We start from the raw sequence: 25,777 nt of genomic DNA on the forward strand, positions 1-25,777 counted from the left end.
CTTTCATTCAGAACACTTCTTCTGTAGAGCATCACTATACTCCTGATGGCCTATTGCTCTAAACAGTTCCTGTAAAGAGTGTGAATATTCAGAATATATAAAGATACATACACTGGTTTTTCAGGCGTTATTACGCTGAATAAGTGTTTTTATGGAACTTATTGGAATCATCCCGCGCACTGCGCGGGATGAGGGGGAGGGGATTAACGATCGCGTTGAACAGCGATGTGCGCGAGGCCGATGAGTGCTTCTCGCCACGGGGTGTCCGGGAGCACCTGTAACGCTGCGATGGCTTTGTCTGCTTCTTCCTCGGCACGCTGACGCGTCCATTCAAGAGAGCCACAAGCGTTCATTGCTTCCAGAACCGGTTCCAGAAGATGACGACCGTTACCCTGTTCGATGGCGGTACGAATCATCTGTGCCTGTTCTGGTGTGCCATGATGCATTGCATGCAGCAGCGGCAGCGTCGGTTTACCTTCGTTCAGATCGTCGCCGACGTTTTTACCTAACTGTTCGCCATCGGCATTGTAATCGAGTAAATCGTCGATCAACTGGAAAGCGGTGCCGAGATAACGCCCATAATCCTGCAGGCCTTTCTCCTCCTCCGGCGTACAGCCAGCCAGAATCCCGGAACACTGCGCGGCAGCCTCAAACAGACGCGCGGTCTTGCTGTAGATAACGCGCATGTAGTTTTCTTCAGTGATGTCCGGGTCGTTAACGTTCATCAGTTGCAGAACTTCACCTTCTGCGATGACGTTTACGGCTTCAGACATCACTTCCAGCACTTTGAGCGAACCGAGGCTGGTCATCATCTGGAACGCGCGGGTATAAATAAAATCGCCTACCAGCACACTGGCAGCATTGCCAAACGCAGCGTTGGCGGTAGCTTTACCCCTGCGCATATCTGATTCATCCACTACGTCGTCGTGTAGCAGAGTCGCCGTGTGGATAAATTCGATCAGGGCTGCAATGGTGACATGCGCATTTCCCTCATAGCCAACAGCTCGTGCAGCCAGTACAGCAATCATCGGACGAATACGTTTACCGCCGCCGCTGACGATGTAATAGCCTAACTGATTGATCAGTTGGACGTCGGAATTAAGCTGCTCGAGAATTGCCGCATTAACACCCGCCATATCTTGCGCGGTTAACTCATTGATTTTTTCTAAATTCATCGCAAAAGCCGGGCTTTTCGCCCCGATTACCTTACTGTGAACAAAGGCAACTTAGGGTTTATGGTTAGGAATATAGGGTGATTGTACTGAAAAAATGGCACAGATAAACGTTACCGTACAAGTTGTGTTTTTTTTCTTCGTGTATTGACTGTAGCACTTGTCAAAGGCGTGCGTTTTGCGTAATATTCGCGCCCTATTGTGAATATTTATAGCGCACTCTGAATCATTGAAAAGGTGTGCGCGGAAGCGGAGTTTTATATGTACGCGGTTTTCCAAAGTGGTGGTAAACAACACCGAGTAAGCGAAGGTCAGACCGTTCGCCTGGAAAAGCTGGACATCGCAACTGGCGAAACTGTTGAGTTCGCTGAAGTGCTGATGATCGCAAACGGTGAAGAAGTCAAAATCGGCGTTCCTTTCGTTGATGGCGGCGTAATCAAAGCTGAAGTTGTTGCTCATGGTCGTGGCGAGAAAGTTAAAATCGTTAAGTTTCGTCGTCGTAAACACTATCGTAAGCAGCAGGGCCATCGTCAGTGGTTCACTGATGTGAAAATTACTGGCATCAGCGCCTAAGACCTGAGGAGAGATTTCAAATGGCACATAAAAAGGCTGGCGGCTCCACACGTAACGGTCGCGATTCAGAAGCTAAACGCCTGGGCGTTAAGCGTTTCGGTGGCGAATCCGTTCTGGCGGGTAGCATCATCGTTCGTCAACGTGGTACCAAATTCCACGCAGGCGCTAACGTAGGTTGCGGTCGTGACCACACTCTGTTTGCTAAAGCAGACGGTAAAGTGAAATTCGAAGTTAAAGGCCCGAAAAACCGTAAATTTATCAGCATCGAAGCTGAATAAGTTTTTCGCGTCCCGGTAACGGATGAAAGCCCCGCAACACGTTGCGGGGCTTTTTACATTCGATAACCGGTAAAAATGCGCATTGTGCGGCGTTAACTCGCAAATGCGTTTTGCAGGGAATACGGTATGAAGCAGCAGGCAGGCATTGGCATTCTTTTGGCGCTCACCACAGCAATTTGCTGGGGGGCGTTGCCAATTGCAATGAAGCAGGTGCTGGAGGTGATGGAACCTCCGACAATCGTGTTTTACCGTTTCTTGATGGCGAGTATTGGCCTTGGCGCCATTCTTGCGGTGAAGAAGAGGTTGCCGCCATTACGCGTGTTTCGTAAGCCACGCTGGTTGATTTTGTTGGCAGTGGCGACCGCCGGGCTGTTTGGGAACTTCATCCTGTTCAGCTCTTCCTTGCAATACCTGAGTCCGACCGCTTCGCAGGTGATTGGGCAACTCTCGCCAGTTGGCATGATGGTTGCCAGCGTATTTATCCTCAAAGAGAAAATGCGCAGCACCCAGGTTGTGGGGGCATTGATGCTCCTGAGCGGCCTGGTGATGTTTTTTAACACCAGTCTGGTTGAGATATTTACAAAGCTCACCGATTACACCTGGGGAGTTATCTTTGGGGTCGGTGCGGCGACGGTTTGGGTGAGTTATGGCGTAGCGCAGAAGGTTTTATTGCGTCGGCTGGCCTCACCGCAGATCCTGTTTTTGCTGTACACTTTATGTACAATTGCGCTCTTCCCTCTGGCAAATCCTGGAGTGATAGCGCAGCTTAGCCACTGGCAGCTCGCATGTTTAATTTTTTGCGGACTGAATACATTGGTAGGATATGGCGCCCTGGCGGAAGCGATGGCTCGCTGGCAGGCAGCGCAGGTGAGCGCGATCATTACGCTCACCCCACTGTTTACGCTGTTTTTTTCAGATCTTTTATCACTGGCCTGGCCCGATTTCTTCGCCAGACCGATGTTAAACCTTTTAGGTTATCTCGGTGCGTTTGTCGTGGTTGCGGGCGCGATGTATTCCGCCATTGGTCATCGTATTTGGGGCGGTTTACGTAAGCATACAACGGTGGTATCGCAACCCCGCGCAGGCGAATGATTTACGGAGAATAAAATGAAGTTTGTTGATGAAGCATCGATTCTGGTCGTTGCAGGTGATGGCGGTAATGGTTGCGTGAGCTTCCGCCGCGAAAAGTATATTCCGAAAGGCGGCCCGGATGGCGGCGACGGCGGTGACGGTGGTGACGTATGGATGGAAGCCGACGAGAACCTGAACACGCTGATCGATTATCGTTTTGAAAAATCTTTCCGTGCAGAACGCGGTCAGAACGGCGCAAGCCGCGATTGTACCGGTAAGCGCGGTAAAGACGTCACGATTAAAGTGCCGGTAGGTACGCGTGTTATCGATCAGGGTACCGGTGAAACCATGGGCGATATGACCAAACACGGTCAGCGTCTGCTGGTTGCCAAGGGCGGCTGGCACGGTCTGGGCAATACCCGCTTCAAATCGTCCGTTAACCGTACGCCACGGCAGAAAACCAACGGTACGCCGGGCGATAAGCGCGAGCTGCTGCTGGAGCTGATGCTGCTGGCTGACGTCGGTATGCTGGGAATGCCGAATGCGGGTAAATCGACCTTTATCCGCGCGGTCTCGGCGGCTAAACCGAAAGTGGCGGATTATCCGTTTACCACTCTGGTACCGAGCCTGGGTGTGGTTCGTATGGATAACGAAAAGAGCTTCGTTGTTGCCGATATTCCAGGACTGATTGAAGGCGCTGCGGAAGGCGCAGGTCTGGGCATTCGCTTCCTGAAACACCTGGAACGTTGCCGCGTCTTGTTGCACCTCATCGATATCGATCCGATTGACGGTACCGATCCGGTTGAAAACGCGCGTATTATTATCAGCGAGCTGGAAAAATACAGCCAGGATTTGGCGGCAAAACCACGTTGGTTAGTCTTCAACAAGATCGACCTGCTGGATAAGGCAGAAGCTGAAGAGAAAGCCAAAGCGATCGCGGAGGCGCTGGGCTGGGAAGATAAATATTATCTGATCTCTGCGGCGAGCGGACTGGGCGTGAAAGATCTCTGCTGGGATGTGATGACTTTTATCATTGAAAACCCAGTTGTGCAGGCCGAAGAAGCGAAACAGCCAGAGAAAGTCGAATTCATGTGGGATGATTATCACCGTCAGCAGCTTGAAGAGATTGCTGAAGAGGATGATGAAGACTGGGATGACGACTGGGACGAAGACGACGAAGAAGGCGTTGAGTTCATTTACAAGCGTTAATCAGCTAAACCCCGGCCATGTGCCGGGGTTTCTCTTTAGACTAATTATTCTGATAAATATCTTTATACAAACGGCTTTCAAAACGCACTAACGGAATGCGGCGATTACGCTGATCCGCGGGTTCTACCGCATAGCCAGAAAGATATTGTACAAACGCCATTCGTTGCCCGCTCGCTGTGGTAATGAATCCCGCCAGGTTATATACCCCCTGCAAAGAGCCGGTTTTTGCTGAGACCTTTCCGTCCACGCCAGCCTGATGCAGGCCCGCACGGTACTGCAAAGAGCCGTCATAGCCTGCCAGCGGCAGCATAGAGATAAAGTTAAGTTCATTGTCATGTTGGGCAATGTATTGCAGCACCTGCATCATGGTGGCAGGTGCAATCAGGTTATGCCGCGAAAGCCCTGAACCATCGGCAATAATCGTGTTACCAATATCGATACCAGCTTGCTGACGCAGGATCTGACGTACGGCATCCGATCCGGCCCGCCATGTTCCGGGCACATTGAAGCGCGCATGGCCTATCATGCGGAAAACCGTATCGGCAATCATGTTGTCTGACTTTTTCAGCATAATCTTAAGCAGATCGTGCAACGGGGCCGACTGTTTACTGGCAACTACCGTTCCGGGTTCATTAACCTGAGTCTGGCGCAGTAGTGTTCCGCTCCAGGTGATACCTGCCTGTTTTAACTCATCTTTCAGAATTGCACCGGCATAGCTGGCTCCATCCTGTATGGCAAAAGCCAACGGGAGCGGCTCAGAACGTTGTGGCAGGCATCCGGTCAGCGTAAAGCGGTTCAGGTCGCCTGGCACCACATCCAGCTCGCAATATTGCGCTTCGGCAGAACCACGGGGGAGGGTGCGTACCTGGCTGAACATCGTAACAGGGTAATAAGATGCCACGCGTATAAAGGCCATATCACCGGGTTTTTGGGCACTGTAGAGCGAGACGGAGAAACAGTTGCGGTCAACTATGGCGGCGGCAGGCGGAGCGCTAAAGCATTGTGTCATGTCATTCCACGGCCAGCCGGGGGCTTTATCGTGGCTGGCAAAAATGGAGGTGTCTATCAACACATTACCATCAATTTGGTTGACGCCAGATTTTTTCAAAGTCGTGACCATATTGCGAATATCCTGACGTTTTAACGTCGGATCGGCACCAAATCGCGCCACTAAGTCACCCTTGAGTACGCCGTTTTCCACATTGCCTTTGGTTTCAAGCGTAGTAGTAAAACGAAAATCGGGGCCGAGTTGAATCAACGCCGCCAGCGCAGTAATCACTTTCTGCGTACTGGCGGGCAGCGCCATCTGCTGACTGTGGTAATCAATAGCGGGGGCCGATGCGCCGACTTTTTGCACCATCAGGGCAAGGTTGGCACCAGCGGGGAGTTGAGTAATGTACTCATCAACATTCGCGGCCTGAACACTGAACGCTATACAGCTGGTCAATCCGATGATAAATCTGGAAAATCGCATAATCTCGCGCTAACAACCTGGAATCGAGCCGTCATACTACGGCGCAACGCCCTATAAAGTAAACGATGACCCTTCGGGAACTTCAGGGTAAAATGACTATCAAAATGTGAATTGTAGCTGACCTGGGACTTGTACCCGGGTCGGTATTTTTTTGCTTCTGGTCCCGGTGAGGAGTTATGCCGGGCAGGCCGAACAGCTGGGGTGGGTGGAGACTCGCCCCATCAGGAATATTCAAGAGGTATAACAAATGCAAGCTATTCCGATGACCTTACGCGGCGCTGAAAAATTACGCGAAGAGCTGGATTTTCTGAAATCTGTGCGCCGTCCTGAAATTATTGCTGCTATCGCGGAAGCGCGCGAGCATGGCGACCTGAAAGAAAACGCCGAATACCACGCAGCTCGTGAACAGCAGGGTTTCTGCGAAGGTCGTATCAAAGATATTGAAGCCAAACTGTCGAACGCCCAGGTGATTGATGTCACCAAAATGCCTAACAATGGGCGCGTTATTTTTGGTGCTACCGTAACGGTGTTGAATCTGGATTCTGACGAAGAGCAGACTTATCGCATCGTTGGCGATGACGAAGCTGACTTTAAACAGAACCTGATTTCTGTAAACTCGCCTATTGCCCGTGGCCTGATCGGCAAAGAAGAAGATGATGTTGTGGTCATCAAAACGCCGGGCGGCGAAGTAGAATTTGAAGTAATTAAGGTGGAATACCTGTAAGAATTACCCAATACTCAAGATGTTGATGTATTGTAAAGAAAGGAAAAAGGCCGCTATGCGGCCTTTTATCAACGAACAGAGCGTGGCATTTTGCTCTCCTGCCTGCGGAAAACCCCTCGTTTTACACAGCAAATGTGTGTAACTTTAGGATAATCTTAGCGCGGCAGCGAGATTTTACGTTCTTTAGTTGGGCGATAAAGCACCAGCGTTTTACCGATGACCTGTACATTACAGGCGCCGGTTTCGCGCACGATAGCTTCCACGATCAAGGTTTTAGTTTCGCGATCTTCGGTGGCGATTTTCACCTTGATGAGTTCATGGTGCTCTAACGCTTGTTCAATCTCGGCCAGCACCCCTTCGGTCAAACCATTACTGCCAAGCAGAACAACTGGCTTGAGCGGATGTGCCAGACCTTTCAGGTGCTGTTTTTGTTTAGTACTCAGATTCATCGTATTTTTTGCTTACGTTGGGATTGAAAACGGGTCATTCTACCGCCATCTCCCATATATCACCAAATAGGCGCGTAAAAATTTACGCAATTGGTTACGATGAGTTATCCCAATGGGAAAGTTAAATGACAGGTAAGAAGCGTTCTGCCAGCTCCAGCCGCTGGCTTCAGGAACACTTTAGCGATAAATATGTTCAACAGGCACAGAAAAAGGGGTTACGTTCCCGTGCCTGGTTTAAACTTGATGAAATACAGCAAAGTGACAAACTCTTTAAACCGGGAATGACGGTTGTCGACCTTGGTGCTGCTCCGGGTGGTTGGTCACAATATGTGGTCACCCAAATTGGCGGCAAAGGCCGCATCATCGCTTGCGATCTTTTACCTATGGATCCTATCGTTGGTGTGGACTTTCTTCAGGGCGATTTTCGTGATGAACTGGTGATGAAAGCACTGCTGGAGCGCGTTGGCGACAGCAAAGTCCAGGTTGTCATGTCCGATATGGCACCAAACATGAGCGGAACACCGGCGGTGGATATCCCCCGTGCCATGTATCTGGTGGAACTGGCGTTAGAAATGTGTCGTGATGTATTAGCGCCAGGTGGCAGTTTTGTAGTGAAGGTGTTCCAGGGCGAAGGTTTCGATGAGTATCTAAGGGAAATTCGCTCCCTGTTTACGAAGGTCAAAGTTCGTAAGCCGGACTCTTCTCGTGCACGTTCGCGGGAAGTGTATATTGTAGCGACCGGGCGTAAACCCTAACCGGGAGATTTCAGACGAAAGTTTGAAAGATGCTGGATATAGAGTATCCTGACGCTGTTTTTAACACAGTTGTAATAAGAGGTTAATCCCTTGAGTGACATGGCGAAAAACCTAATACTCTGGCTGGTCATTGCCGTTGTGCTGATGTCAGTATTCCAGAGCTTTGGGCCCAGCGAGTCTAATGGCCGTAAGGTGGATTACTCTACCTTCCTACAAGAGGTCAATAACGACCAGGTTCGTGAAGCGCGTATCAACGGACGTGAAATCAACGTTACCAAGAAAGATAGTAACCGTTATACCACTTACATTCCGGTTCAGGATCCGAAATTACTGGATAACCTGTTGACCAAGAACGTCAAGGTTGTCGGTGAACCGCCTGAAGAACCAAGCCTGCTGGCTTCTATCTTCATCTCCTGGTTCCCGATGCTGTTGCTGATTGGTGTCTGGATCTTCTTCATGCGTCAAATGCAGGGCGGCGGTGGCAAAGGTGCCATGTCGTTCGGTAAGAGCAAAGCGCGCATGCTGACGGAAGATCAGATCAAAACGACCTTTGCTGACGTTGCGGGCTGCGACGAAGCAAAAGAAGAAGTTGCTGAACTGGTTGAGTATCTGCGCGAGCCGAGCCGCTTCCAGAAACTCGGCGGTAAGATCCCGAAAGGCGTCCTGATGGTCGGTCCTCCGGGTACCGGTAAAACGCTGCTGGCGAAAGCGATTGCAGGCGAAGCGAAAGTTCCGTTCTTTACTATCTCCGGTTCTGACTTCGTAGAAATGTTCGTCGGTGTGGGTGCATCCCGTGTTCGTGACATGTTCGAACAGGCGAAGAAAGCGGCTCCGTGCATCATCTTTATCGATGAAATCGACGCCGTAGGCCGCCAGCGTGGCGCAGGTCTGGGCGGTGGTCACGATGAACGTGAACAGACTCTGAACCAGATGCTGGTTGAGATGGATGGCTTCGAAGGTAACGAAGGTATCATCGTTATCGCTGCGACTAACCGTCCGGACGTTCTCGACCCGGCGCTGCTGCGTCCTGGCCGTTTCGACCGTCAGGTTGTGGTTGGCTTGCCAGATGTTCGCGGTCGTGAGCAGATTCTGAAAGTTCACATGCGTCGCGTACCATTGGCACCCGATATCGACGCGGCAATCATTGCCCGTGGTACTCCTGGTTTCTCCGGTGCTGACCTGGCGAACCTGGTGAACGAAGCGGCACTGTTCGCTGCTCGTGGCAACAAACGTGTTGTGTCGATGGTTGAGTTCGAGAAAGCGAAAGACAAAATCATGATGGGTGCGGAACGTCGCTCCATGGTGATGACGGAAGCGCAGAAAGAATCGACTGCTTACCACGAAGCAGGTCACGCGATTATCGGTCGCCTGGTGCCGGAACACGATCCGGTGCACAAAGTAACGATTATCCCGCGCGGTCGTGCGCTGGGTGTGACCTTCTTCTTGCCTGAGGGCGACGCAATCAGCGCCAGCCGTCAGAAACTGGAAAGCCAGATTTCTACGCTGTACGGCGGTCGTCTGGCAGAAGAGATCATCTACGGGCCGGAACATGTTTCTACCGGGGCGTCCAACGATATTAAAGTTGCGACCAACCTGGCGCGTAACATGGTTACCCAATGGGGCTTCTCTGAGAAACTCGGTCCGCTGCTGTATGCGGAAGAAGAAGGTGAAGTGTTCCTCGGTCGTAGCGTAGCGAAAGCGAAACATATGTCCGATGAAACGGCACGCATCATCGACCAGGAAGTGAAAGCACTGATCGAGCGTAACTATAATCGTGCGCGTCAGCTTCTGACCGACAATATGGATATTCTGCATGCGATGAAAGATGCTCTCATGAAATATGAGACTATCGACGCACCGCAGATTGATGACCTGATGGCACGTCGCGATGTACGTCCGCCAGCGGGCTGGGAAGAACCAGGCGCTTCTAACAATTCTGGCGACAATGGTAGCCCAAAGGCTCCGCGTCCGGTTGATGAACCGCGTACGCCGAACCCGGGTAACACCATGTCAGAGCAGTTAGGCGACAAGTAAGTTCCCGCATTAGATGACTGTATTTGTACTGAAAACCCCGGGGCGTGCTCCGGGGTTTTTTCTTATCAATTCATACCAGGGATAACATCATGAAACTCTTTGCCCAGGGCACTTCACTGGACCTTAGCCATCCTCACGTAATGGGGATCCTCAACGTTACGCCTGATTCCTTTTCGGATGGTGGCACGCATAACTCGCTGATAGATGCGGTGAAACATGCGAATCTGATGATCAACGCTGGCGCGACGATCATTGACGTTGGTGGCGAGTCCACGCGCCCAGGGGCGGCGGAAGTTAGCGTTGAAGAAGAGTTGCAACGTGTTATTCCTGTGGTTGAGGCAATTGCTCAACGCTTCGAAGTCTGGATCTCGGTAGATACTTCCAAACCAGAAGTCATCCGTGAGTCAGCGAAAGTTGGTGCTCACATTATTAACGATATTCGCTCTCTTTCCGAACCTGGCGCTCTGGAAGCTGCTGCAGAAACCGGTTTGCCAGTTTGCCTGATGCATATGCAGGGAAATCCAAAAACCATGCAGGAAGCCCCGAAGTATGACGATGTCTTTGCGGAAGTGAATCGCTACTTTATTGAGCAGATAGCTCGTTGTGAGCAGGCGGGTATCGCAAAAGAGAAATTGTTGCTCGACCCCGGATTCGGTTTCGGTAAAAATCTCTCCCATAACTATTCATTACTGGCGCGCCTGGCTGAATTTCACCATTTCAACCTGCCGCTGTTGGTGGGTATGTCACGAAAATCGATGATTGGGCAATTGCTGAACGTGGGGCCGTCCGAGCGCCTGAGCGGTAGTTTGGCCTGTGCGGTCATTGCCGCAATGCAAGGTGCGCACATCATTCGTGTTCATGACGTCAAAGAAACCGTAGAAGCGATGCGGGTGGTGGAAGCCACTCTGTCTGCAAAGGAAAACAAACGCTATGAGTAATCGTAAATATTTCGGTACCGATGGGATTCGTGGTCGTGTAGGGGATGCGCCGATCACCCCTGATTTTGTACTTAAGTTGGGTTGGGCCGCCGGTAAAGTGCTGGCGCGCCACGGCTCGCGTAAGATCATTATTGGTAAAGACACGCGTATTTCTGGCTATATGCTGGAGTCAGCACTGGAAGCGGGTCTGGCGGCTGCGGGCCTTTCCGCACTCTTTACAGGCCCGATGCCTACACCTGCCGTGGCTTATCTGACGCGTACCTTCCGCGCAGAGGCCGGGATTGTAATTTCTGCATCGCATAACCCATTCTACGATAACGGCATAAAATTCTTTTCTATTGACGGTACTAAGCTGCCGGATGCAGTTGAAGAAGCCATCGAAGCGGAAATGGAAAAAGAGATCAGCTGTGTTGATTCGGCAGAACTGGGTAAAGCCAGCCGTATCGTTGATGCTGCGGGTCGCTATATCGAGTTTTGCAAAGCCACGTTCCCGAACGAACTTAGCCTCAGTGAACTGAAGATTGTGGTGGATTGCGCAAATGGCGCGACTTATCACATCGCGCCGAACGTGCTGCGTGAACTGGGGGCGAACGTTATCGCTATCGGTTGTGAGCCGAACGGCGTAAACATCAATGCCGAAGTGGGGGCAACAGATGTTCGTGCGTTACAGGCGCGCGTACTGGCTGAAGAAGCAGATCTTGGGATCGCCTTTGACGGTGACGGCGACCGCGTGATTATGGTTGACCATGAAGGCAATAAAGTCGATGGCGACCAGATTATGTATATCATCGCGCGCGAAGGTCTTCGTCAGGGCCAACTGCGTGGTGGCGCGGTGGGTACATTGATGAGCAACATGGGGCTGGAACTCGCCCTGAAACAGCTAGGAATTCCGTTTGCTCGTGCGAAAGTGGGCGATCGCTACGTACTGGAAAAAATGCAGGAGAAAGGCTGGCGTATCGGTGCAGAGAACTCTGGTCATGTGATCCTGCTGGATAAAACCACAACCGGTGACGGCATCGTTGCTGGTTTGCAGGTGCTGGCGGCGATGGCGCGTAACCATATGAGCCTGCACGATCTTTGCAGCGGCATGAAAATGTTCCCGCAGATTCTGGTTAACGTGCGTTACACCGCAGGTAGTGGCGATCCGCTGGAGCATGAATCAGTCAAAGCCGTGACCGCAGAAGTTGAAGCTGCGCTGGGCAGCCGCGGACGTGTGCTGTTGCGTAAATCCGGCACCGAGCCATTAATTCGCGTGATGGTGGAAGGCGAAGACGAAGCGCAGGTGACTGAATTTGCACACCGCATCGCCGATGCAGTAAAAGCCGTTTAACGCGTTAGATAACTGGCTAAAAAGGCGGCGATTGTCGCCTTTTTTCTCAGCGAACACATCGGTTTTGCTGTTTTTTTCCGCAGTTGATACAATGCGATAAAATTGCCCTTGCGAAGGTCATTCGCTTTGGTTAGTATTCACACCCGCTTCAGTGGGAAAGATTAAAAACTCCCGCTTTATTGGTTGAAGCATTGGTACGCGGCAACTCCGCAAGGAACAGGTTGATTATGTACGAAGCTCTTTTAGTAGTTTTCCTTATTGTGGCAATTGGCCTTGTTGGTCTGATCATGCTGCAGCAAGGTAAAGGCGCTGATATGGGAGCCTCCTTCGGAGCAGGCGCTTCCGCTACGCTGTTTGGTTCAAGTGGTTCTGGTAACTTCATGACCCGCATGACGGCGCTGCTGGCAACGTTATTCTTCATCATCAGTCTGGTGCTGGGTAACATCAATAGCAACAAAACCAATAAAGGTAGTGAATGGGAAAACCTGAGTGCACCGGCCAAAACCGAACAAACTCAGCCAGCTGCTCCGGCTAAGCCGACCAGCGATATCCCGAACTAAAAAGTAGTATCCGTGCCGAGGTGGTGGAATTGGTAGACACGCTACCTTGAGGTGGTAGTGCCCAATAGGGCTTACGGGTTCAAGTCCCGTCCTCGGTACCAAATTCCAGAAAAGAGACGCTGAAAAGCGTCTTTTTTCGTTTTGGTCCTGGTCTGAGGAATGGTTGTCAGGTATCTGTATCTCGTCCAGTTGCTTTACTCGTAGCTGGTACTTTGAAACGATGGTGCCGGTACGCCTTAGTTATAAACTTTTCCCTACTGCTGACATAATTGGCACTTTATTGTGTCAACTCCAGTTCCGGTACGAATACGGATATGTTTACTTCTCGATAAACCATCCTGCTCCTGTCAGTATAACTACTGATGGCTACGTTCTGCGTAATGTTTAGAGACGCATTGATAATGTTATTTAATTACTGAGAACAATGGCCGCATCATTTAAAAAGAAAAAACTAACAGTGTTTCGGTCTGATATGGCTCAGCGTTGAAAAACATGTCTGATATAAAATTGAACATTGTTGATAATTGTTTATATTGGTTGTGAACTTGGATTTCTGGATGACAGTATTCAACAAATTTGTTAGAAGTTTTAAATCTCATTGGTTGTTGTATCTTTGTGTTATTGTTTTTGGTATTACGAACTTAGTCGCCTCTTCCGGAGCGCATATGGTTCAGCGATTGCTGTTCTTCGTTCTGACCATCCTGGTTGTTAAACGTATATCATCCCTTCCGCTTCGCCTGCTTGTTGCCGCACCATTTGTGTTACTGACAGCGGCAGACATGAGTATTAGCCTCTATTCATGGTGTACCTTTGGTACAACTTTCAATGATGGATTTGCGATTAGTGTGCTGCAGAGTGATCCGGATGAAGTTGTCAAAATGCTGGGGATGTATATCCCTTATCTATGTGCTTTTGCCTTTTTATCCCTTCTTTTTTTGGCAGTAATAATAAAATATGATGTTTCCTTGCCGACGAAAAAAGTGACAGGAATATTATTGCTGATTGTCATTTCGGGCAGTTTATTTTCCGCTTGTCAATTTGCTTATAAAGATGCAAAAAATAAAAAAGCGTTCAGTCCATATATACTAGCGTCGCGATTTGCTACCTATACACCGTTTTTCAATCTCAATTATTTTGCTTTAGCAGCGAAAGAGCATCAAAGATTACTCTCAATTGCAAACACGGTGCCGTATTTTCAATTATCAGTCAGGGATACAGGTATTGATACCTACGTGTTGATTGTGGGGGAGTCTGTACGTGTCGACAATATGTCTTTGTATGGATATACACGCTCTACGACACCGCAAGTCGAAGCACAAAGAAAACAGATCAAACTGTTTAATCAAGCAATAAGCGGTGCACCTTACACTGCGCTGTCGGTTCCCCTTTCTTTAACTGCTGATTCTGTTTTGAGTCATGACATTCATAATTACCCGGACAACATTATTAATATGGCTAATCAAGCAGGATTTCAGACTTTCTGGCTAAGCTCGCAATCCGCTTTTCGGCAGAATGGTACAGCAGTTACCAGTATCGCCATGCGCGCCATGGAAACAGTCTATGTCAGAGGATTTGATGAATTGTTGTTGCCGCATTTATCGCAAGCGTTACAGCAAAAGACGCAGCAAAAGAAACTGATTGTTCTTCATTTAAATGGAAGCCATGAACCGGCTTGTAGCGCCTATCCGCAATCCAGCGCCGTGTTTCAACCACAGGACGATCAGGATGCCTGCTATGACAACTCCATTCATTACACAGATAGTTTGCTAGGTCAGGTTTTTGAATTATTAAAAGATCGCCGAGCCTCGGTCATGTATTTTGCCGACCATGGCCTGGAACGCGACCCGACGAAGAAGAACATTTATTTTCATGGAGGCAGGGAGGCCAGCCAGCAGGCATATCATGTTCCGATGTTTATCTGGTATAGCCCCGTTCTTGGGGATGGCGTGGATCGCACAACGGAAAACGATATCTTTTCCACTGCTTACAATAATTACCTTATTAATGCGTGGATGGGGGTAACAAAGCCGGAACAGCCGCAAACGCTGGAGGAAGTGATTGCACACTATAAAGGAGATTCACGGGTTGTAGATGCAAACCATGATGTTTTCGATTTTGTGATGCTAAGAAAGGAGTTTACTGAGGATAAGCAAGGTAACCCCACCCCTGAAGGGCAGGGTTGATGTCGAATTACTGGCCTTTATTTTCCAGATTCTCCACCTGCGGCACGCCCGAAGCGGCAGAGGAGGAAAGCAGGCCAGTTTTGGCATAGCCGAAAAGTTTCTCGCGGGTATCGGTGATATCCAGGTTGCGCATGGTCAGTTGACCGATACGATCGTCTGGCGAGAACACCGAGTCGCCTTTTTCCATCGTCAGACGCTCTGGCTTGTAGGTCAGATTCTCTGAGACGGTATTAAGGATGGAGTAATCGTTCCCGCGGCGTAGCTCCAGGGTAACTTCACCAGTGATCTGACTGGCAACCCAGCGTTGCAGGGAGTCACGCAGCATCAGCGCCTGGGAATCAAACCAACGTCCCTGGTACAGCAAACGGCCCAACTGACGACCATGCGCGTGATACTGCTCAATGGTGTCTTCGTTGTGAATACCGGTCAACAGACGTTCATAAGCGATATGTAGCAGCGCCATCCCCGGAGCTTCGTAAATACCACGGCTTTTCGCTTCGATGATACGGTTTTCGATCTGGTCGCTCATGCCCAGGCCATGACGACCGCCGATGCGGTTAGCTTCCAGCATCATTTCTACGTCATCGCTAAAGGTTTTACCGTTCAGCGCCACCGGATGACCTTGCTCAAAGCGTACTGTGACTTCTTCTGCCGGGATCTTCACACTCTCATCCCAGAACTTCACGCCCATAATCGGGTTGACGATTTTGACGCTGGAGTTGAGGTATTCCAGATCCTTCGCTTCGTGTGTTGCACCAAGCATGTTAGAGTCCGTGGAGTAGGCTTTTTCGACAGACATTTTGTAGTCGAAACCGCAGGCAATCATAAATTCAGACATTTCATGACGGCCGCCCAGTTCATCAATAAAATCAGTATCAAGCCACGGTTTGTAAATCTGAAGTTCAGCATTGGTCAGCAGACCGTAACGATAGAAACGTTCGATATCGTTTCCTTTATAGGTACTGCCGTCTCCCCAGATATTCACGCCATCTTCTTTCATGGCCGCAACCAGCATTGTGCCAGTCACGGCGCGGCCCAGCGGCGTCGTGTTGAAATAGGTCAGGCCGCCGGTGGTGTTATGAAATGCGCCACACTGAATAGCGGCAATACCTTCGGCAACCAGTTGTTTGCGGCAGTCGATCAGACGTGCGTTCTCCGCGCCGTATTCCATGGCACGACGAGGGATCGCATCATAATCCTCTTCGTCTGGCTGGCCCAGGTTTGCAGTATATGCATAAGGAACCGCTCCCTTTTGTCGCATCCACAGCAGTGCGGCACTGGTGTCCAGACCGCCGGAAAAAGCGATACCAATACGTTGACCTACCGGGAGATGCTTGAGAATCGTCGTCATAAAATAACACCCTGCTTAATTAACTGATGATGAGCCTGGATTTCCGCTCTCACTGAATTTTTATGCAAAATAAATGAGTTTTCATTTAATCATCTTTTATCGGTGACAGGAAGAGTTTAGTGTGTTTTTTGTAAAATAATGCGCTTAAGGAGGAGCAGTAGAGGGCAAAAGTATTCGACAAACGAAAGTGAACTGGATATTCATTCACGCGATTAGCAATAAATGTTGACAAAATGTGGCGTGGATCACTATAATGCCTGCAGATTTTACGTCCCGTCTCGGTACACCAAATCCCAGCAGTATTTGCATTTTTTACCCAAAACGAGTAGAATTTGCCACGTTTCAGGCGCGGGGTGGAGCAGCCTGGTAGCTCGTCGGGCTCATAACCCGAAGGTCGTCGGTTCAAATCCGGCCCCCGCAACCACTTTCCCTTAGAGTCCTTTTTCAAATATACTGTGAAGACTTCGGCCTTCGTAGTGGGATTTGAAAAAATCCTTCTGGAAAGTGCTCCAGACCGCAGTTGCGGTTATAGGGTTCAGTTATATAAAGCCCCGATTTATCGGGGTTTTTTGTTATCTGACTACAGAATAACTGGGCTTTAGGCCCTTTTTTTATGTCTTGGGGGTGGGCTTGTCCACATTAGAGCAAAAATTAACAGAGATGATTACTGCGCCAGTTGAGGCCCTGGGTTTTGAACTGGTTGGCATCGAGTTTATCCGCGGTCGCACATCCACACTGCGCATCTATATTGATAGTGAAGATGGCATCAATGTTGATGATTGTGCTGATGTGAGCCACCAGGTAAGTGCTGTGCTGGATGTCGAAGATCCCATCACCGTTGCTTATAACCTGGAAGTCTCCTCACCGGGTCTCGATCGTCCACTGTTCACGGCTGAACACTACGCCCGTTTCGTCGGAGAAGAGGTGACTCTGGTTCTCCGTATGGCGGTACAAAACCGTCGTAAATGGCAGGGCGTTATCAAAGCGGTAGACGGTGAAATGATCACAGTTACCGTCGAAGGTAAAGATGAAGTGTTCGCGCTGAGTAATATCCAGAAGGCGAACCTGGTTCCCCACTTTTAATAGTCTGGATGAGGTGAAAAGCCCGCGATGAACAAAGAAATTTTGGCTGTAGTTGAAGCCGTCTCCAATGAAAAGGCGCTGCCTCGCGAGAAAATTTTCGAAGCGTTGGAAAGCGCGCTGGCTACAGCAACCAAGAAAAAATACGAACAAGAGATCGACGTTCGCGTACAAATCGATCGCAAAAGCGGTGATTTTGACACCTTCCGTCGCTGGCTGGTAGTTGATGAAGTCACCCAGCCAACGAAAGAAATCACTCTTGAAGCTGCGCGCTTTGAAGATGAAAGCCTGAATCTGGGCGATTACGTTGAAGATCAGATTGAGTCTGTTACCTTTGACCGTATCACCACCCAGACGGCAAAACAGGTTATTGTGCAGAAAGTGCGTGAAGCCGAACGTGCGATGGTGGTTGATCAGTTCCGTGAACACGAAGGTGAAATCATCACCGGCGTGGTGAAAAAAGTGAACCGCGACAACATCTCTCTGGATCTGGGCAACAACGCTGAAGCCGTGATCCTGCGTGAAGATATGCTGCCGCGTGAAAACTTCCGCCCTGGCGACCGCGTTCGTGGCGTGCTCTATTCTGTTCGCCCGGAAGCGCGTGGCGCACAACTGTTCGTCACCCGTTCCAAGCCGGAAATGCTGATCGAACTGTTCCGCATTGAAGTGCCGGAAATCGGCGAAGAAGTGATTGAAATTAAAGCAGCGGCTCGCGACCCGGGTTCTCGTGCGAAAATCGCGGTGAAAACCAACGATAAACGTATCGATCCGGTAGGTGCTTGCGTAGGTATGCGTGGCGCGCGTGTTCAGGCGGTTTCTACTGAACTGGGCGGCGAACGTATCGATATCGTCCTGTGGGATGATAACCCGGCGCAGTTCGTGATTAACGCAATGGCACCGGCAGACGTTGCTTCTATCGTGGTGGATGAAGATAAACACACCATGGATATCGCCGTTGAAGCCGGTAATCTGGCGCAGGCGATTGGCCGTAACGGTCAGAACGTGCGTCTGGCTTCGCAGCTGAGCGGTTGGGAACTCAACGTGATGACCGTTGACGACCTGCAGGCTAAGCATCAGGCAGAAGCGCACGCAGCGATCGACACCTTCACCAAATATCTCGACATCGACGAAGACTTTGCGACTGTCCTGGTAGAAGAAGGCTTCTCGACGCTGGAAGAACTGGCCTATGTGCCGATGAAAGAGCTGTTGGAAATCGAAGGCCTTGATGAGCCGACCGTTGAAGCACTGCGCGAGCGTGCTAAAAATGCACTGGCCACCATTGCACAGGCCCAGGAAGAAAGCCTCGGTGATAACAAACCGGCTGACGATCTGCTGAACCTTGAAGGGATAGATCGTGATTTGGCATTCAAACTGGCCGCCCGTGGCGTTTGTACGCTGGAAGATCTCGCCGAACAGGGCATTGATGATCTGGCTGATATCGAAGGGTTGACCGACGAAAAAGCCGGAGCACTGATTATGGCTGCCCGTAATATTTGCTGGTTCGGTGACGAAGCGTAATAAACTGTAGCAGGAAGGAACAGCATGACAGATGTAACGATTAAAACGCTGGCCGCAGAGCGACAGACCTCCGTGGAACGCCTGGTACAGCAATTTGCTGATGCAGGTATCCGGAAGTCTGCTGACGACTCTGTGTCCGCACAAGAGAAACAGACTTTAATTGACCACCTGAATCAGAAAAATTCAGGCCCGGACAAATTAACGCTGCAACGTAAAACCCGCAGCACCCTTAACATTCCTGGTACCGGTGGAAAAAGCAAATCGGTACAAATCGAAGTCCGCAAGAAACGCACCTTTGTGAAACGCGATCCGCAAGAGGCTGAACGCCTTGCTGCGGAAGAGCAGGCGCAGCGTGAAGCGGAAGAGCAAGCCCGTCGTGAGGCAGAAGAATCGGCCAAACGCGAGGCGCAACAAAAAGCTGAACGTGAGGCCGCAGAACAAGCTAAGCGTGAAGCCGCTGAACAAGCGAAACGTGAAGCTGCGGAAAAAGACAAAGTGAGCAATCAACAAGACGATATGACTAAAAACGCCCAGGCTGAAAAAGCCCGCCGTGAGCAGGAAGCTGCAGAGCTCAAGCGTAAAGCTGAAGAAGAAGCGCGTCGTAAACTCGAAGAAGAAGCACGTCGCGTTGCTGAAGAAGCACGTCGTATGGCGGAAGAAAACAAATGGACTGATAACGCGGAACCGACTGAAGATTCCAGCGATTATCACGTTACTACTTCTCAACATGCTCGCCAGGCAGAAGACGAAAGCGATCGTGAAGTCGAAGGCGGCCGTGGCCGTGGTCGTAACGCGAAAGCAGCGCGTCCGAAGAAAGGCAACAAACACTCTGAATCAAAAGCTGATCGTGAAGAAGCACGCGCAGCAGTACGTGGCGGTAAAGGCGGGAAACGTAAAGGTTCTTCGCTGCAGCAAGGCTTCCAGAAGCCAGCTCAGGCCGTTAACCGTGACGTTGTGATTGGCGAAACCATCACCGTTGGCGAACTGGCGAACAAGATGGCGGTTAAAGGTTCTCAGGTCATCAAAGCGATGATGAAACTGGGCGCAATGGCAACCATCAACCAGGTTATCGATCAGGAAACCGCACAGCTGGTTGCTGAAGAGATGGGCCACAAAGTTATCCTGCGTCGTGAAAACGAGCTGGAAGAAGCGGTAATGAGCGACCGTGACACGGGTGCTGCGGCTGAACCGCGCGCGCCGGTTGTGACCATCATGGGTCACGTTGACCACGGTAAAACCTCTTTGCTGGACTACATTCGTTCAACGAAAGTGGCCTCTGGCGAAGCGGGCGGCATTACCCAGCACATTGGTGCATACCACGTTGAAACTGAAAACGGCATGATCACCTTCCTGGACACCCCGGGGCACGCCGCGTTTACTTCAATGCGTGCACGTGGTGCGCAGGCAACGGACATCGTAGTCCTGGTTGTTGCTGCCGACGACGGCGTAATGCCGCAGACCATCGAAGCAATTCAGCACGCGAAAGCGGCAGGCGTGCCGGTTGTGGTTGCAGTGAACAAGATCGACAAACCAGAAGCCGATCCAGATCGCGTTAAGAACGAACTCTCCCAGTACGGCATCCTGCCGGAAGAGTGGGGCGGTGAAAGCCAGTTCGTACACGTGTCTGCGAAAGCAGGTACCGGTATCGATGAACTGCTGGACGCTATCCTGTTGCAGGCAGAAGTTCTGGAACTGAAAGCGGTACGTAAAGGTATGGCGAGCGGTGCGGTTATCGAATCCTTCCTCGATAAAGGTCGTGGTCCGGTTGCTACCGTTCTGGTACGTGAAGGTACTCTGCACAAGGGCGACATCGTTCTGTGTGGTTTCGAATACGGTCGTGTTCGCGCAATGCGTAACGAAATGGGTCAGGAAGTGCTGGAAGCAGGTCCGTCCATTCCAGTAGAAATCCTTGGCTTGTCCGGTGTTCCGGCTGCGGGTGACGAAGTTACCGTAGTGCGTGACGAGAAGAAAGCTCGTGAAGTTGCACTGTATCGTCAGGGCAAATTCCGTGAAGTTAAACTGGCACGTCAGCAGAAATCGAAACTCGAGAACATGTTTGCCAACATGACTGAAGGCGAAGTTCACGAAGTGAACATCGTTCTGAAGGCAGACGTTCAGGGTTCCGTGGAAGCGATCTCCGACTCCTTGCTGAAACTGTCTACTGACGAAGTTAAAGTGAAGATCATCGGTTCTGGCGTAGGTGGTATCACCGAAACCGACGCTACCCTGGCTGCGGCGTCCAACGCCATCCTGGTTGGCTTCAACGTACGTGCTGATGCCTCTGCACGTAAAGTGATTGAAGCGGAAAGCCTGGATCTGCGTTACTACTCCGTCATCTATAACCTGATCGACGAAGTGAAAGCGGCGATGAGCGGTATGCTGTCTCCGGAACTGAAACAGCAGATTATCGGTCTGGCGGAAGTTCGTGATGTGTTCAAATCACCGAAATTTGGTGCCATCGCAGGTTGTATGGTTACTGAAGGTGTGGTTAAACGTCACAATCCGATCCGCGTTCTGCGCGACAACGTGGTTATCTACGAAGGCGAGCTGGAGTCCCTGCGCCGCTTCAAAGATGACGTTAACGAAGTCCGTAACGGTATGGAATGTGGTATCGGCGTTAAGAACTACAACGACGTCCGCACTGGCGATGTGATCGAAGTATTCGAAATCATCGAGATCCAACGTTCCATCGCTTAAGGTTTTTAGGGTTCTATGCGGGATAAGGCGTTTACGCTGCATCCGGCATGGATTGCCTGATGCGACGCTGGCGCGTCTTATCAGGCCTACGTGAACAGCCCTTCCACCTGAAATTAATTTTAAAAAGGGGCTAACAGCCCCTTTTTTGTCAGGAGAATTTATTATGGCGAAAGAATTTGGTCGCCCGCAGCGCGTAGCGCAGGAAATGCAAAAAGAGATCGCTCTCATCCTGCAACGCGAAATTAAAGATCCTCGTCTGGGCATGATGACCACCGTTTCCGGTGTCGAAATGTCTCGTGACTTGGCGTATGCAAAAGTATATGTGACGTTCCTTAACGACAAAGATGAAGACGCGGTTAAAGCGGGCATCAAAGCATTACAAGAAGCCTCTGGTTTCATCCGCAGCCTGTTGGGGAAAGCGATGCGACTGCGCATCGTGCCGGAACTGACCTTCTTCTACGACAACTCACTGGTTGAAGGGATGCGTATGTCAAACCTGGTGACCAGCGTGGTCAAACATGACGAAGAACGTCGTGTTAACCCGGACGACAGCAAGGAGGACTAATGAGTCGTCCTCGTCGTCGCGGTCGCGACATTAACGGCGTTTTGTTGCTGGATAAACCACAGGGTATGTCCAGCAACGATGCGCTGCAAAAAGTGAAACGGATTTATAACGCCAACCGTGCCGGACACACTGGCGCGCTGGATCCGCTGGCGACCGGCATGCTGCCGATTTGCCTCGGGGAAGCCACCAAGTTTTCCCAGTATCTGCTGGACTCCGACAAACGCTATCGGGTGATTGCGCGTCTTGGACAGCGTACCGATACTTCTGATGCCGACGGACAAATCGTTGAAGAACGTCCGGTAACCTTTAGTGCAGAGCAACTGGCGGCGGCACTGGATACTTTCCGTGGTGATATCGAACAGATCCCATCGATGTATTCAGCACTGAAATACCAGGGCAAAAAACTGTACGAATATGCGCGTCAGGGAATTGAAGTCCCGCGTGAAGCACGCCCGATTACCGTTTATGAATTGCTGTTTATTCGCCACGAAGGCAATGAACTGGAGCTGGAAATTCACTGCTCAAAAGGCACATATATCCGCACTATCATTGACGATCTCGGCGAAAAACTCGGCTGTGGCGCGCATGTTATTTACCTGCGTCGCCAGGCTGTAAGTAAATATCCGGTTGAACGGATGGTGACTCTGGAACATCTGCGTGAACTGGTTGAGCAAGCCGAGCAGCAGGATATTCCGGCAGCGGAGTTACTTGATCCATTACTGATGCCAATGGACAGTCCAGCTTCGGACTATCCGGTGGTGAATCTTCCGTTAACGTCTTCTGTTTACTTCAAAAATGGTAACCCGGTTCGTACATCCGGTGCGCCGCTGGAAGGACTGGTTCGCGTTACAGAAGGTGAGAACGGCAAGTTTATCGGTATGGGCGAAATTGACGATGAAGGCCGCGTTGCGCCTCGTCGCCTGGTGGTTGAATACCCGGCGTAATGTTAACCGTCTTGCGATAACAAGTCGCTACGAGTAGAATACTGCCGCTTAACGTCGCGTAAATTGTTTAACACTTTGCGTAACGTACACTGGGATCGCTGAATTAGAGATCGGCGTCCTTTCATTCTATATACTTTGGAGTTTTAAAATGTCTCTAAGTACTGAAGCAACAGCTAAAATCGTTTCTGAGTTTGGTCGTGACGCAAACGACACCGGTTCTACTGAAGTTCAGGTAGCACTGCTGACTGCACAGATCAACCACCTGCAGGGCCACTTTGCAGAGCACAAAAAAGATCACCACAGCCGTCGTGGTCTGCTGCGCATGGTTTCTCAGCGTCGTAAACTGCTCGACTACCTGAAACGTAAAGACGTAGCACGTTACACCCAGCTCATCGAGCGCCTGGGTCTGCGTCGCTAATTCTTGCGAGTTTCAGAAAAGGGGCCTGAGTGGCCCCTTTTTTCAAACTGACGGCAGCAATTCACTGGAAACTAATGTATTGTTGCTATGAATGATCTTCCGTTGCAGAGGTTCGCGCGGCTAATGAGAGGCTTTACCCACATTGGGCTGGGTTAGGGTTGTCATTAGTCGCGAGGATGCGCAGAAGATCGGGTATTAACACCAGTGCCGTAAGGTGCTGTCTAAGAAAGAGAAAGGATATTACATTGCTTAATCCGATCGTTCGTAAATTCCAGTACGGCCAACACACCGTGACTCTGGAAACCGGCATGATGGCTCGTCAGGCAACTGCCGCTGTTATGGTTAGCATGGATGACACCGCGGTATTCGTTACCGTTGTTGGTCAGAAAAAAGCCAAACCAGGTCAGGACTTCTTCCCGCTGACCGTTAACTATCAGGAGCGTACCTACGCTGCTGGTCGTATCCCAGGTAGCTTCTTCCGTCGTGAAGGCCGCCCAAGCGAAGGCGAAACCTTGATTGCGCGTCTGATTGACCGCCCGATTCGCCCGCTGTTCCCGGAAGGCTTCGTCAACGAAGTTCAGGTTATCGCCACCGTGGTTTCTGTTAACCCGCAGGTTAACCCGGATATCGTTGCGATGATTGGTGCTTCCGCAGCACTTTCTCTGTCTGGTATTCCGTTCAATGGTCCGATTGGTGCTGCCCGCGTAGGTTACATCAATGACCAGTACGTACTGAACCCGACTCAGGACGAACTGAAAGAGAGCAAACTGGATCTGGTTGTTGCCGGTACAGAAGCTGCCGTGCTGATGGTTGAATCTGAAGCTGAACTGCTGAGCGAAGACCAGATGCTGGGCGCAGTGGTGTTCGGTCATGAACAACAGCAAGTTGTTATTCAGAACATCAATGAACTGGTGAAAGAAGCCGGTAAACCGCGTTGGGATTGGCAGCCGGAGCCGGTAAACGAAGCGCTGAACGCGCGCGTTGCTGCGCTGGCTGAAGCTCGTCTGAGCGATGCTTATCGCATCACCGACAAACAAGAGCGTTATGCGCAGGTTGATGTCATCAAATCTGAAACCATCGCGACGCTGCTTGCTGAAGACGAAACCCTGGACGAAAACGAACTGGGTGAAATTCTGCACGCTATCGAGAAAAATGTTGTTCGTAGCCGCGTACTGGCAGGCGAACCGCGTATCGACGGTCGTGAAAAAGATATGATCCGTGGTCTGGATGTGCGTACTGGCGTGCTGCCGCGTACTCACGGTTCTGCGTTGTTCACCCGTGGTGAAACGCAGGCACTGGTTACCGCAACGCTGGGTACTGCACGTGACGCACAGGTTCTTGATGAACTGATGGGCGAACGTACTGACACCTTCCTGTTCCACTACAACTTCCCTCCGTATTCCGTAGGTGAAACTGGCATGGTCGGTTCTCCGAAGCGTCGTGAAATTGGTCACGGTCGTCTGGCGAAGCGCGGCGTGCTGGCAGTAATGCCGGATATGGACAAATTCCCGTACACCGTACGTGTAGTGTCTGAAATTACCGAATCCAACGGTTCTTCTTCTATGGCTTCCGTGTGCGGTGCGTCTCTGGCGCTGATGGACGCAGGTGTGCCAATCAAAGCTGCTGTTGCGGGTATCGCAATGGGTCTGGTGAAAGAAGGCGACAACTACGTTGTACTGTCTGACATTTTGGGCGACGAAGATCACCTGGGCGATATGGACTTCAAAGTTGCGGGTTCCCGCGACGGTATCTCTGCACTGCAGATGGATATCAAAATTGAAGGTATCACCAAAGAGATCATGCAGGTTGCGCTGAATCAAGCTAAAGGTGCGCGTCTGCATATCCTGGGCGTCATGGAGCAGGCGATCAACGCGCCGCGTGGTGATATCTCTGAGTTCGCTCCGCGTATCCATACCATCAAGATCAATCCGGACAAGATCAAAGACGTTATCGGTAAAGGCGGTTCTGTTATCCGTGCCCTGACCGAAGAAACTGGCACCACCATCGAAATCGAAGATGACGGTACTGTGAAGATCGCAGCGACCGACGGCGAGAAAGCGAAACACGCTATTCGTCGTATCGAAGAAATCACCGCAGAAATCGAAGTGGGTCGCGTCTACAATGGTAAAGTGACCCGTATCGTTGACTTTGGCGCGTTTGTTGCCATCGGCGGCGGTAAAGAAGGTCTGGTCCACATCTCTCAAATCGCCGACAAGCGTGTTGAGAAAGTGACCGACTACCTGCAGATGGGTCAGGAAGTACCGGTGAAAGTTCTGGAAGTCGATCGCCAGGGCCGTATCCGTCTGAGCATTAAAGAAGCGACTGAGCAGTCTCAACCTGCTGCAGCACCGGAAGCTCCGGCTGCTGAACAGGGCGAGTAAGGTTGCCATTTGCCCTCCGCTGCGGCGGGGGGCTTTTAACCGGGCAGGACGCCTTGTTAGCAACCGGGAACAG

22 protein-coding genes and 2 tRNA genes are annotated in these 25,777 nt (G+C 50.7%); 20 read left to right on the top strand and 4 right to left on the bottom strand.

Going from position 1 to position 25,777, the window contains the following annotated elements; genetic code table 11:
- Positions 1-203 precede the first annotated feature (203 nt).
- Positions 204-1,175 (bottom strand): octaprenyl diphosphate synthase, encoded by a 972-nt coding sequence (gene ispB, locus BEB42_RS04410; RefSeq protein ID WP_001047336.1) that lies wholly within the window; start codon positions 1,173-1,175, stop codon positions 204-206.
- A 258-nt stretch (positions 1,176-1,433) separates the two neighbouring features.
- On the opposite strand from ispB, the gene rplU reads away from it, so the two are divergent.
- The 4 genes from rplU to cgtA all read left to right on the top strand — a co-directional run bounded on the left by rplU (position 1,434) and on the right by cgtA (position 4,303).
- Complete coding sequence (rplU, locus tag BEB42_RS04415; RefSeq protein ID WP_000271401.1) at positions 1,434-1,745, top strand: 50S ribosomal protein L21; 312 nt, start codon at positions 1,434-1,436, stop codon at positions 1,743-1,745.
- 20 nt (positions 1,746-1,765) lie between these two features.
- Complete coding sequence (rpmA, locus tag BEB42_RS04420; protein WP_000940595.1) at positions 1,766-2,023, top strand: 50S ribosomal protein L27; 258 nt, start codon at positions 1,766-1,768, stop codon at positions 2,021-2,023.
- 126 nt (positions 2,024-2,149) lie between these two features.
- Entirely contained in the window at positions 2,150-3,115 is a 966-nt protein-coding gene (locus tag BEB42_RS04425) for a DMT family transporter (protein WP_000813040.1), read from the top strand.
- A 15-nt stretch (positions 3,116-3,130) separates the two neighbouring features.
- Positions 3,131-4,303 (top strand): Obg family GTPase CgtA, encoded by a 1,173-nt coding sequence (gene cgtA / locus BEB42_RS04430; protein ID WP_000673561.1) that lies wholly within the window; start codon positions 3,131-3,133, stop codon positions 4,301-4,303.
- 40 nt (positions 4,304-4,343) lie between these two features.
- Here cgtA and dacB read toward each other — a convergent pair whose 3' ends face one another.
- Complete coding sequence (gene dacB / locus BEB42_RS04435) at positions 4,344-5,777, bottom strand: serine-type D-Ala-D-Ala carboxypeptidase (protein WP_001212632.1); 1,434 nt, start codon at positions 5,775-5,777, stop codon at positions 4,344-4,346.
- A 247-nt stretch (positions 5,778-6,024) separates the two neighbouring features.
- On the opposite strand from dacB, the gene greA reads away from it, so the two are divergent.
- The gene (gene greA, locus BEB42_RS04440; protein WP_001148001.1) at positions 6,025-6,501 is read left to right on the top strand and encodes a transcription elongation factor GreA; all 477 of its coding nucleotides are present in this window, start codon (positions 6,025-6,027) and stop codon (positions 6,499-6,501) included.
- 155 nt (positions 6,502-6,656) lie between these two features.
- On the opposite strand, the gene yhbY is transcribed toward greA, so the two are convergent.
- Entirely contained in the window at positions 6,657-6,950 is a 294-nt protein-coding gene (yhbY, locus tag BEB42_RS04445) for a ribosome assembly RNA-binding protein YhbY (protein ID WP_001054420.1), read from the bottom strand.
- Between the two features lie 125 nt (positions 6,951-7,075).
- Here yhbY and rlmE point away from each other — a divergent pair, with 125 nt between their 5' ends.
- From rlmE to BEB42_RS04480, 7 genes are all read left to right on the top strand, one after another.
- The gene (gene rlmE / locus BEB42_RS04450; RefSeq protein WP_000145975.1) at positions 7,076-7,705 is read left to right on the top strand and encodes a 23S rRNA (uridine(2552)-2'-O)-methyltransferase RlmE; all 630 of its coding nucleotides are present in this window, start codon (positions 7,076-7,078) and stop codon (positions 7,703-7,705) included.
- Positions 7,706-7,804: 99 nt separating this feature from the next.
- Positions 7,805-9,739, top strand: a complete 1,935-nt coding sequence (gene ftsH / locus BEB42_RS04455; protein WP_001107467.1) for an ATP-dependent zinc metalloprotease FtsH — start codon at positions 7,805-7,807, stop codon at positions 9,737-9,739.
- An 89-nt stretch (positions 9,740-9,828) separates the two neighbouring features.
- Positions 9,829-10,677, top strand: coding sequence for a dihydropteroate synthase (gene folP / locus BEB42_RS04460; protein ID WP_000764731.1), 849 nt, complete (start codon positions 9,829-9,831; stop codon positions 10,675-10,677).
- A complete protein-coding gene (glmM, locus tag BEB42_RS04465) occupies positions 10,670-12,007 on the top strand; it encodes a phosphoglucosamine mutase (protein ID WP_105267181.1) in 1,338 nt (445 codons plus the stop codon). The genes folP and glmM overlap by 8 nt, the downstream gene beginning before the upstream one ends.
- Positions 12,008-12,234: 227 nt before the next feature.
- Positions 12,235-12,567 (top strand): preprotein translocase subunit SecG, encoded by a 333-nt coding sequence (gene secG, locus BEB42_RS04470; protein ID WP_001295556.1) that lies wholly within the window; start codon positions 12,235-12,237, stop codon positions 12,565-12,567.
- Positions 12,568-12,581: 14 nt separating this feature from the next.
- Positions 12,582-12,668, top strand: a tRNA-Leu gene (locus tag BEB42_RS04475).
- Positions 12,669-13,124: 456 nt separating this feature from the next.
- Entirely contained in the window at positions 13,125-14,750 is a 1,626-nt protein-coding gene (locus BEB42_RS04480) for a phosphoethanolamine transferase (protein ID WP_077760079.1), read from the top strand.
- Between the two features lie 7 nt (positions 14,751-14,757).
- Here the strand turns inward: BEB42_RS04480 and argG are convergent, their stop codons facing one another.
- Positions 14,758-16,101, bottom strand: a complete 1,344-nt coding sequence (argG, locus tag BEB42_RS04485) for an argininosuccinate synthase (RefSeq protein ID WP_000207680.1) — start codon at positions 16,099-16,101, stop codon at positions 14,758-14,760.
- Positions 16,102-16,448: 347 nt separating this feature from the next.
- On the opposite strand from argG, the gene BEB42_RS04490 reads away from it, so the two are divergent.
- From BEB42_RS04490 to pnp, 8 genes are all read left to right on the top strand, one after another.
- Positions 16,449-16,525: transfer RNA gene (locus BEB42_RS04490), tRNA-Met, on the top strand.
- A 206-nt stretch (positions 16,526-16,731) separates the two neighbouring features.
- Positions 16,732-17,184, top strand: coding sequence for a ribosome maturation factor RimP (rimP, locus tag BEB42_RS04495; RefSeq protein ID WP_001300397.1), 453 nt, complete (start codon positions 16,732-16,734; stop codon positions 17,182-17,184).
- Between the two features lie 27 nt (positions 17,185-17,211).
- The gene (nusA, locus tag BEB42_RS04500) at positions 17,212-18,699 is read left to right on the top strand and encodes a transcription termination factor NusA (RefSeq protein WP_001031046.1); all 1,488 of its coding nucleotides are present in this window, start codon (positions 17,212-17,214) and stop codon (positions 18,697-18,699) included.
- 24 nt (positions 18,700-18,723) lie between these two features.
- Positions 18,724-21,396, top strand: a complete 2,673-nt coding sequence (gene infB / locus BEB42_RS04505) for a translation initiation factor IF-2 (protein WP_000133051.1) — start codon at positions 18,724-18,726, stop codon at positions 21,394-21,396.
- Positions 21,397-21,559: 163 nt separating this feature from the next.
- On the top strand, positions 21,560-21,961 hold the full coding sequence (gene rbfA, locus BEB42_RS04510; protein WP_001040205.1) for a 30S ribosome-binding factor RbfA: 402 nt from the start codon (positions 21,560-21,562) through the stop codon (positions 21,959-21,961).
- Positions 21,961-22,905 (top strand): tRNA pseudouridine(55) synthase TruB, encoded by a 945-nt coding sequence (truB, locus tag BEB42_RS04515; protein WP_000089707.1) that lies wholly within the window; start codon positions 21,961-21,963, stop codon positions 22,903-22,905. The genes rbfA and truB overlap by 1 nt, the downstream gene beginning before the upstream one ends.
- Before the next feature lie 148 nt (positions 22,906-23,053).
- Entirely contained in the window at positions 23,054-23,323 is a 270-nt protein-coding gene (gene rpsO / locus BEB42_RS04520; RefSeq protein ID WP_000059466.1) for a 30S ribosomal protein S15, read from the top strand.
- A 245-nt stretch (positions 23,324-23,568) separates the two neighbouring features.
- Complete coding sequence (gene pnp / locus BEB42_RS04525) at positions 23,569-25,704, top strand: polyribonucleotide nucleotidyltransferase (RefSeq protein WP_001298330.1); 2,136 nt, start codon at positions 23,569-23,571, stop codon at positions 25,702-25,704.
- Positions 25,705-25,777 lie beyond the last annotated feature (73 nt).

The organism is Escherichia sp. MOD1-EC5990 (assembly GCF_002965285.1).
Taxonomy (GTDB): domain Bacteria; phylum Pseudomonadota; class Gammaproteobacteria; order Enterobacterales; family Enterobacteriaceae; genus Escherichia; species Escherichia coli_F.

Excerpts from the sequence above, each read along its gene's own strand:
- BEB42_RS04480 (WP_077760079.1), top strand. The coding sequence starts at position 13,125 with ATGACAGTATTCAACAAATTTGTTAGAAGTTTTAAATCTCATTGGTTG.
- rlmE (WP_000145975.1), top strand. The coding sequence starts at position 7,076 with ATGACAGGTAAGAAGCGTTCTGCCAGCTCCAGCCGCTGGCTTCAGGAA.
- ispB (WP_001047336.1), bottom strand. The coding sequence starts at position 1,175 with ATGAATTTAGAAAAAATCAATGAGTTAACCGCGCAAGATATGGCGGGT.
- infB (WP_000133051.1), top strand. The coding sequence starts at position 18,724 with ATGACAGATGTAACGATTAAAACGCTGGCCGCAGAGCGACAGACCTCC.
- truB (WP_000089707.1), top strand. The coding sequence starts at position 21,961 with ATGAGTCGTCCTCGTCGTCGCGGTCGCGACATTAACGGCGTTTTGTTG.
- rpmA (WP_000940595.1), top strand. The coding sequence starts at position 1,766 with ATGGCACATAAAAAGGCTGGCGGCTCCACACGTAACGGTCGCGATTCA.
- greA (WP_001148001.1), top strand. The coding sequence starts at position 6,025 with ATGCAAGCTATTCCGATGACCTTACGCGGCGCTGAAAAATTACGCGAA.
- rbfA (WP_001040205.1), top strand. The coding sequence starts at position 21,560 with ATGGCGAAAGAATTTGGTCGCCCGCAGCGCGTAGCGCAGGAAATGCAA.
- secG (WP_001295556.1), top strand. The coding sequence starts at position 12,235 with ATGTACGAAGCTCTTTTAGTAGTTTTCCTTATTGTGGCAATTGGCCTT.
- glmM (WP_105267181.1), top strand. The coding sequence starts at position 10,670 with ATGAGTAATCGTAAATATTTCGGTACCGATGGGATTCGTGGTCGTGTA.
- argG (WP_000207680.1), bottom strand. The coding sequence starts at position 16,101 with ATGACGACGATTCTCAAGCATCTCCCGGTAGGTCAACGTATTGGTATC.
- nusA (WP_001031046.1), top strand. The coding sequence starts at position 17,212 with ATGAACAAAGAAATTTTGGCTGTAGTTGAAGCCGTCTCCAATGAAAAG.
- rplU (WP_000271401.1), top strand. The coding sequence starts at position 1,434 with ATGTACGCGGTTTTCCAAAGTGGTGGTAAACAACACCGAGTAAGCGAA.
- dacB (WP_001212632.1), bottom strand. The coding sequence starts at position 5,777 with ATGCGATTTTCCAGATTTATCATCGGATTGACCAGCTGTATAGCGTTC.
- BEB42_RS04425 (WP_000813040.1), top strand. The coding sequence starts at position 2,150 with ATGAAGCAGCAGGCAGGCATTGGCATTCTTTTGGCGCTCACCACAGCA.
- folP (WP_000764731.1), top strand. The coding sequence starts at position 9,829 with ATGAAACTCTTTGCCCAGGGCACTTCACTGGACCTTAGCCATCCTCAC.
- yhbY (WP_001054420.1), bottom strand. The coding sequence starts at position 6,950 with ATGAATCTGAGTACTAAACAAAAACAGCACCTGAAAGGTCTGGCACAT.
- ftsH (WP_001107467.1), top strand. The coding sequence starts at position 7,805 with ATGGCGAAAAACCTAATACTCTGGCTGGTCATTGCCGTTGTGCTGATG.
- cgtA (WP_000673561.1), top strand. The coding sequence starts at position 3,131 with ATGAAGTTTGTTGATGAAGCATCGATTCTGGTCGTTGCAGGTGATGGC.
- rpsO (WP_000059466.1), top strand. The coding sequence starts at position 23,054 with ATGTCTCTAAGTACTGAAGCAACAGCTAAAATCGTTTCTGAGTTTGGT.